The organism is Fischerella muscicola PCC 7414 (assembly GCF_000317205.1).
Taxonomy (GTDB): Bacteria; Cyanobacteriota; Cyanobacteriia; order Cyanobacteriales; family Nostocaceae; genus Fischerella; species Fischerella muscicola.
The window spans coordinates 55,582-61,968 of the sequence record NZ_AJLK01000030.1; the positions used below are offsets into that span (position 1 = coordinate 55,582).

8 protein-coding genes are annotated in these 6,387 nt (G+C 42.9%); 4 read left to right on the forward strand and 4 right to left on the reverse strand.

Translation table 11 applies throughout. The features are described 5' to 3' along the window. Window positions 1-138: 138 nt before the first annotated feature. Window positions 139-402, forward strand: coding sequence for a hypothetical protein (locus tag UYI_RS38665; RefSeq protein WP_016865456.1), 264 nt, complete (start codon window positions 139-141; stop codon window positions 400-402). A gap of 489 nt (window positions 403-891) precedes the next feature. On the opposite strand, the gene UYI_RS0104395 is transcribed toward UYI_RS38665, so the two are convergent. Further along, complete coding sequence (locus tag UYI_RS0104395; RefSeq protein ID WP_016865457.1) at window positions 892-1,527, reverse strand: hypothetical protein; 636 nt, start codon at window positions 1,525-1,527, stop codon at window positions 892-894. Between the two features lie 38 nt (window positions 1,528-1,565). Here UYI_RS0104395 and UYI_RS36475 point away from each other — a divergent pair, with 38 nt between their 5' ends. After that, window positions 1,566-1,706, forward strand: coding sequence for a hypothetical protein (locus tag UYI_RS36475; protein WP_157226294.1), 141 nt, complete (start codon window positions 1,566-1,568; stop codon window positions 1,704-1,706). Window positions 1,707-1,796: 90 nt separating this feature from the next. Here UYI_RS36475 and UYI_RS0104400 read toward each other — a convergent pair whose 3' ends face one another. Continuing rightward, window positions 1,797-3,167 carry a DUF2330 domain-containing protein gene (locus UYI_RS0104400; protein WP_016865458.1) on the reverse strand — a complete coding sequence of 457 codons (1,371 nt, stop codon included), beginning with the start codon at window positions 3,165-3,167 and terminating at the stop codon, window positions 1,797-1,799. 14 nt (window positions 3,168-3,181) lie between these two features. Further along, a complete protein-coding gene (locus tag UYI_RS0104405) occupies window positions 3,182-4,087 on the reverse strand; it encodes an RnfABCDGE type electron transport complex subunit D (protein ID WP_016865459.1) in 906 nt (301 codons plus the stop codon). Window positions 4,088-4,372: 285 nt separating this feature from the next. Here UYI_RS0104405 and UYI_RS0104410 point away from each other — a divergent pair, with 285 nt between their 5' ends. After that, window positions 4,373-5,050, forward strand: a complete 678-nt coding sequence (locus UYI_RS0104410; protein ID WP_016865460.1) for a polysaccharide deacetylase family protein — start codon at window positions 4,373-4,375, stop codon at window positions 5,048-5,050. A gap of 181 nt (window positions 5,051-5,231) precedes the next feature. Here the strand turns inward: UYI_RS0104410 and UYI_RS0104420 are convergent, their stop codons facing one another. Then, on the reverse strand, window positions 5,232-5,579 hold the full coding sequence (locus UYI_RS0104420) for a helix-turn-helix transcriptional regulator (RefSeq protein ID WP_016865462.1): 348 nt from the start codon (window positions 5,577-5,579) through the stop codon (window positions 5,232-5,234). A 507-nt stretch (window positions 5,580-6,086) separates the two neighbouring features. Here UYI_RS0104420 and UYI_RS0104425 point away from each other — a divergent pair. Further along, the coding region (locus UYI_RS0104425) for a hypothetical protein (RefSeq protein WP_016865463.1) at window positions 6,087-6,387 on the forward strand (301 nt) is incomplete at its 3' end.

Genomic DNA, 6,387 nt, shown 5'->3' on the forward strand with positions numbered 1-6,387 from the left:
GTGGTTTCATTAATGGTGATGCTAACCCCTCTGATTTTTATGACCCTACTGTGGAATGGGATGGTTTCGCTACAGATACCTTCGACAATTTAGGAGTCTACACACACAACAAATGGTGGTGAAACACCATCTCTGAGTTTGAGTGTTTCTCCTACTAGCTTTTCAGAAGCAGCAGGAAGCAATGCTGCTATTGGTACAGTCACTCGTACAGGAAGTACAACCAACGCCCTGACAGTTACTTTAGCTAGTAACGATACAACTGAAGCAACTGTGCCTACAACAGTAGAAATTTCGGCTATTGTCGTTATACCAATTCGCCAAAAGAATGCGACAGATAGGCCATCTTGTAGAGACGCGATTCATCGCGTCTTTATCCAAGGATGTGTTGCAATCATTAATTGAATTGGTATTAGATGAACTAATAGATATTTGTTCCAGAGTCAAACCCCCTGTGAGGCCGATAAAGTCTTCACCAACGTTGAAGTCAAAAATGGTATCCGAACCTTCACCCAAGGTATCGCGATCGCTTCCTCCCACGAGGAGTAGGGTGCGTTATGGACATTAGTCCTAATACCGTTTCACTATAAATCTGATACATCTGGCGACTAGGGAGACAAGGAGGACGACTTGGAAGACAAGGGAGACGATTTGTATCAAGAATTTTGTGAAATGGTATAACGCACTACCAGATAAAATTTGTCGCGATCGCTTTCACGTTTGTCGTAAATGGATTCACGTTAATAAACAACGTCAAGACGTTGGTCACAAATGTCTTCTCTGATGCTTTGGTAAATCTGTAATGCCTGCTACTAAGAACGCAATGCTGCTGCAAATTGACTGCTTCTACACTGAAGGGCACATTGTGCGCCCATTACTGTGTAATAATTATAATTATAAATACCCTTCTTTTTCAGCAAAATAACGTAAACGTGGTAGACACTGACGTTGATAAAAACTGCTCAGAGTAGAGACTGGTAAGTTATATTCTACTGATAACTCCTTCCACCCTACCTCTGGTGGTAAACGTTTCAAAATTAACACCTGACAATTTACATGTGGATGTCCTTTAATGTAGGTGTTGCGTAGTTCTCCATTAATATCTTCTTCCGCCCATGACTTTACCGTTTCCAAAATGGGAGGCACATCGGGGGAAGCGGGCAACTTGTCTTCAGGATATATAGTTTCAATGCGATCGCCAGAAGCAGACTGATTTACACTGGGAAGGGCTTTTTTAGCATTTTCCTCCCGTTGTTGAGTGTAAAAATCTTGCAGTCTCCATCTCAGGTAAGCATTCAACCAGGTAATCACAGAACCCCGTGCTGGATCGTATGCGCCACAAACATTGGCACAGAAATACAACCACGTCTGTTGCAGGGCATCTTGATAGTAAGGCGTACTCTCTTTCCAAAGTTTGCCAGCAGCCAAGCGAATAATTTGTGTCAGTCGCTTCTGGCGCTGTGGACTTCCAGCAGGATATCCACAAGCTTCATTTACTAAACGCCGTAAGTTTTCCTCCAATGTTTGCATAGATAGTTTTCGCCAACACAGCAAGCCTTTTCTAAGTATTGCGTAGAATTGGCATTTGCGATCAGGGATTGGGAGGTGGAGAACTCACCGGTCCCCTCTGGGGATTAGGGGCTGTGGGGAGATGGGGAGATAGGGAGGTGGGGAGTGTGGGGAGTGTGGGGAGTGTGGGGAGTGTGTGAGGGGTGTGAGGGGTGTGAGGAGTGTGATTTCCCTTGTCTCCCGTGTCTCCTTTGTCCCCCCTTGTCCCCGATCCCCGATCCCCAACCAAACTACAACCCGATCAAAGAAAGAAGCACTCGCCACCAAGAAACACTCACCTGACCGTTGAGGTTCATTTTTTTACGGATATCTTGAATATTCCAATTGGTTAGTTTCGCAAGCGTTTGTGCTTCTTGTTCAAAGCGTTTTCCTAAAGACCGCTTGTATTCTCTACCTGCTTGACACTTAGCTTCACCTGTGAACGGATGTCGCAAAATATAACGTCCTTGGAAGTTTTCCCGGTTAGATGTTTCTTGGAAAATTAAATCTTCTGGAAATTTGTCACGAGTGTAGCGGACGTGGAGGCGAGTGATAAAAACGTCGTTGGGAACAATCGAACGACGAAAAGGTGCTGACTGATAAATATCTGGAGGGAAATCATTTAACCAAAAGACGCCTGCTTCCTTAAGTTCTTCTGAGTTAAGCGGTTCAACAGAACAGGGATCACAACTACCCATATCCCAAGCGTATTCCAAAAATCCAACTTTCCTGTCTTCTTTGGTGTAGGCAGTTTGGAACATGGATTTATAAAATTCGCCAAATTCATTTTTGACAAACAGAGGAATATTAGCATCAGAAGGAACTTTGACCGTACGGTAATTAGTAAGTTCTGCCTGTCCTTTAGGCGAAAGGATATAAACAATTAAATCTTGATCTTTTGCCGCATTGATCATACCCAAACGAATTGGCAGCATAAATTTGGGCGACTGGTAAGAAATTTGCAATGGACGCAGGTTTTGATAGCCGCTTTCTTCAAACTTATCTAGGTTGACTTTAGCCACAAAAAACTTCATCTTTTGCCGGATGTAAGGCTTAAGTAGCTGCTGCGCCCCTCTGGGAATTTTGTAACCGTTACGAATTAGCCAAGTTTCCAGTCCGCTAGATTCTTTAGCACTTAAAATCAAAATATCGTATTCACCAACATTGAAACGTGCTTCTACAGTGACACCCAAACTCAGGTTGCTGTTTCCTCTTTGCCCTTGACTTTCTGCTACTGTTGGTGCTGGCGCAGCTTCCATCACTCTCTCATCATAGACAGGAGCGCAGGGATCAGAGTCATAATACTCTACTAATCGCGGTGCGCTAAAAGCATCTAAACGTTCGATAATCTTAGGGTTGCCAACACGTACTTGCTCTTTTTGGATAACAGTAGGTACAGGTACAACGATCGCAAAATCTTTCACATCACCTTGATAGTCATTAGCCATCGTCAACACAGTGCGATCGCCACTATGTGCAATTACAACCTGCGAAGCTTTGTTATATAGTTTTGTATCCGCTTTCGCAACATAAAAACCACAAAAAGCCCAAGCCGTAGGTGCAAAGCAAAATACAACTGCACATATCAGCAGTAATGAAATCAAGTATCTTAAGTGTTTCATAATTCCAGTAATGTTTAGTGGTTAGTAGTTGGTTGTTGGTTGTTGGTTGTTGGTTTTCTCCCTTCCCGATCCCCGATCCCCAAATCCCACCCAAAACGAGGTGCTTCCCAAATCACATCCAGCAACACAGTCAATGGGGCTAAGGCAAATAATGCCCAGAAAACGGCGGTGGAGACAAAGAAATAATTCCGTAAAAGAAAAGTCAATATGGCGATGCACACAGCCAAAACTACACGGGCGATGCGGGCATTGGGAATTGATCGGGGATCAGTCACCATGAACAAAGCAAACAGTAGCAAAGATCCACTCATCAAACGATGCCAGTAAACATCCCAAGTCCAACCCAAATAAAAATTACGCATGGCTTCTAAGGCAGCATATGACCCCAAAAAAGCAGCTGTAGTATCCCAACGTCCCACTCCCTTGAGAATCATCCCACCAGTTCCAGCAAACAACAGCCCATACCACCAGTCCTCACCCCACTGTCCCGGAGAAACCCAAGCATCAGGGGTAAGTATTAAAGCAGAGATAATCCCAAAATTGGCAGGATTGAAGAAATGTTTGTCGCCAATTTTGAAGACAAATTTGCTGGCGATCGCTATTACTGCTGCAAACACCATTGTCGTCCAGTGATCAGCCCGCAACAGTAAGCTAAGCCCCAAAGCAGTAATTAAGGGACTGCGTATATTTCGTTGGTTGTTGCTTGTTGGTTGTTGGTTGTCAATCTTTCCCACCAACCACCAACGATCAACTAACAACAATTGTGACAACAACCATTGTGTTGATAGACAGGTGACAATTATGAGTGCAATCCACTCTGGCCGTAATGTCCAGTCTCTTGTGCCAATTCCTAATACTAGGAACAAAGAAAGAAAAAGGATTTGATAATCGCGTATATCGCGTATACCTTTGAACTTCATTACCCGTTAATTAAGGGATTACCCTTAGGTTTGTTCTAATCTAGACGGGTAGAAGCTGGAACTGGGTAGTTGTTACAGAATTTGTTACAGAAACAGGTGGGATGCAGCGACAGGAGGACAAACCAGACAACCAACAACTAACCACTATTGTACAGACGCGAGGAACATCGCGTCTCTACTAACCACTAACTACTAACAAATGACCAATGACAAATATGCGCGTATTATCATTCTGTTAATAAATTAATTTTTGTAAAATAGAAATTAACAGCATATCTATTAATAATGCAGCTTTATCCTTTATTTCCGGTTCTACACCCAATTCTCAAACCAACTTTTCCTACATGTTTGTGGGGAGGTGACTGCAATTCTAAAGCGATCGCCTTATCGTTTGACGATGGCCCCCATCCGCAACACACACCAAAATTATTAAAAGTTTTAGATCGTTATCAAATTACAGCAAATTTCTTTTGGTTAGGTGCTTGTGTCAACCGTTCACCCAGCTTAGCGAAAGAAGTATGCGCTCGTGGACATTGGATTGGGCTGCACGGTTACTATCATCATAATTTTCCTCTGCTCTCCCCTAGTGAACTCAGAGACAGTCTAGAAAGAACCCAAGCAGTCATTTACGATGCTTGCGAACTGCAACCAGAGCAAGTACGTGACGTCAGACCCCCTAATGGTTTATTTACACCTCTAACTTTAAACTTATTACAACAGTGGAATTATCGTTCTGTAATGTGGAGTGTTGTACCAGAAGATTGGGTAAGACCGGGCATTACCACCGTTGTACAGCGAGTTCTACAACACGTAAAAAACGGCTCTATTATCGTTTTGCATGATGGTGCTTGCGGTGGAGAAGATGTAGCTGAAATCACCAATATCCTCATTCCCCAGTTACTTCAACAAGGCTATCACTTTGTAACCATAGATACACTATGGCAGCAAACTCTGAAGAGATGAGGAAAGTGTGGGGGGATGGGGAGATGGGGGGCTAGGGGTCCCCACTTTGTGGGGTTGGGGGGCAATGGGGAGATGGGGGGAGACAAGGAGGACAAAGAAGAAATTACCTGTTCCCTGTTAAGAGTTCCCTCTTAACCAATGACAAATGACCACCAACCACTAACCAACAACAAACCCTTGACTATTGACCCTTGAATCTTGACTCTTGTGGTGTTGGGTCAGCTTGCGTGTCCGGGCTAGAAGTTGATGAAGGTTCGTCTGTCCCCAACATATTATGTATATCGCTAAGAGAACTAGGTTTTGTAGCTGGCTCTTGGGGCATATTTACATACTCAATTAAGTCTTCTACTTGACAATTCAGTGCTTTGCAAAACCGAATGATTCTTTCTATTTGTTCTGTCCCAGTCCTGCCACTTTCCCAATTTTGAATAGTGCTTTCTGTCACGCCTACAAGGCGCGATAACTCCAGCTGAGTTAGCCCTGCTTTTTCACGCAGAAAAGCGATGTTTGGTTTTGCCTTCCGTTTCACAGCTACAGCACTTTTGATTTACCTATAGTCGTAGATCGTAGCATCAAAAAAAATGTAGCGCCTAAAAAACTTAACCCAGCTCTTGACTACACCTAAGAATTTTGGTTAAAACTATTAAGTATGAGGTGTACTAACATCCTAAATCTCTTGCAACAGTAATTTTTACAAGAGATGAAGTAGAGATTCAAGGACAAAGCTTCGGTAACTAGGTCGTTAGGAATGTGGAAAACTCTTTTTCAAATTCACTAAGTCCTTAATCCCTAGCCTTTGATCTCCTTATATCTGAGGGTAGACAAAGCAAAAACAAAGTTTTTTCCAAAAATCTTTCAGACTAATCCGGAATGAATAAATTGGACTTTGTAGCTCTCATTAACAAAACAAAAACACAACAGAGACACCGAAAACAACTCCTCAAGGAAAAATAAATAACCTGCTCAAGGAGTCAAAGGTGTAAACCCTCTAGCCAAAAACACACAAACAACACAAAACTAAATGAGGTCTAAAAAAATGTTGAAGAAGTCTTTTGCTTTCGGTCTTTTAGCTGCTGGTTTGATGGTTGCTCCTGGTGCGGCTCTAGCAGATGTTCAAAGCAACCAACAAAACGTGACTCAAAATGGTGCTGCTGTTGGAGTTGGTAACACAGTTGTAAACAACGCTAACCAAACAGCTATTCAAGATATCACCAAATTTAAGAATGGTGCTTCCTGCTCTGGTAGCTACAACGCTCAATTCTCTGGTCAAAACTTGGAACAAAACGGTGCTGCTGTTGGTACTGCTAACACCGTAGTTAACCAAGCTAGCCAAGCTG

Excerpts from the sequence above, each read along its gene's own strand:
- UYI_RS0104395 (WP_016865457.1), bottom strand. The coding sequence starts at position 1,527 with ATGCAAACATTGGAGGAAAACTTACGGCGTTTAGTAAATGAAGCTTGT.
- UYI_RS0104405 (WP_016865459.1), bottom strand. The coding sequence starts at position 4,087 with ATGAAGTTCAAAGGTATACGCGATATACGCGATTATCAAATCCTTTTT.
- UYI_RS0104400 (WP_016865458.1), bottom strand. The coding sequence starts at position 3,167 with ATGAAACACTTAAGATACTTGATTTCATTACTGCTGATATGTGCAGTT.
- UYI_RS0104410 (WP_016865460.1), top strand. The coding sequence starts at position 4,373 with ATGCAGCTTTATCCTTTATTTCCGGTTCTACACCCAATTCTCAAACCA.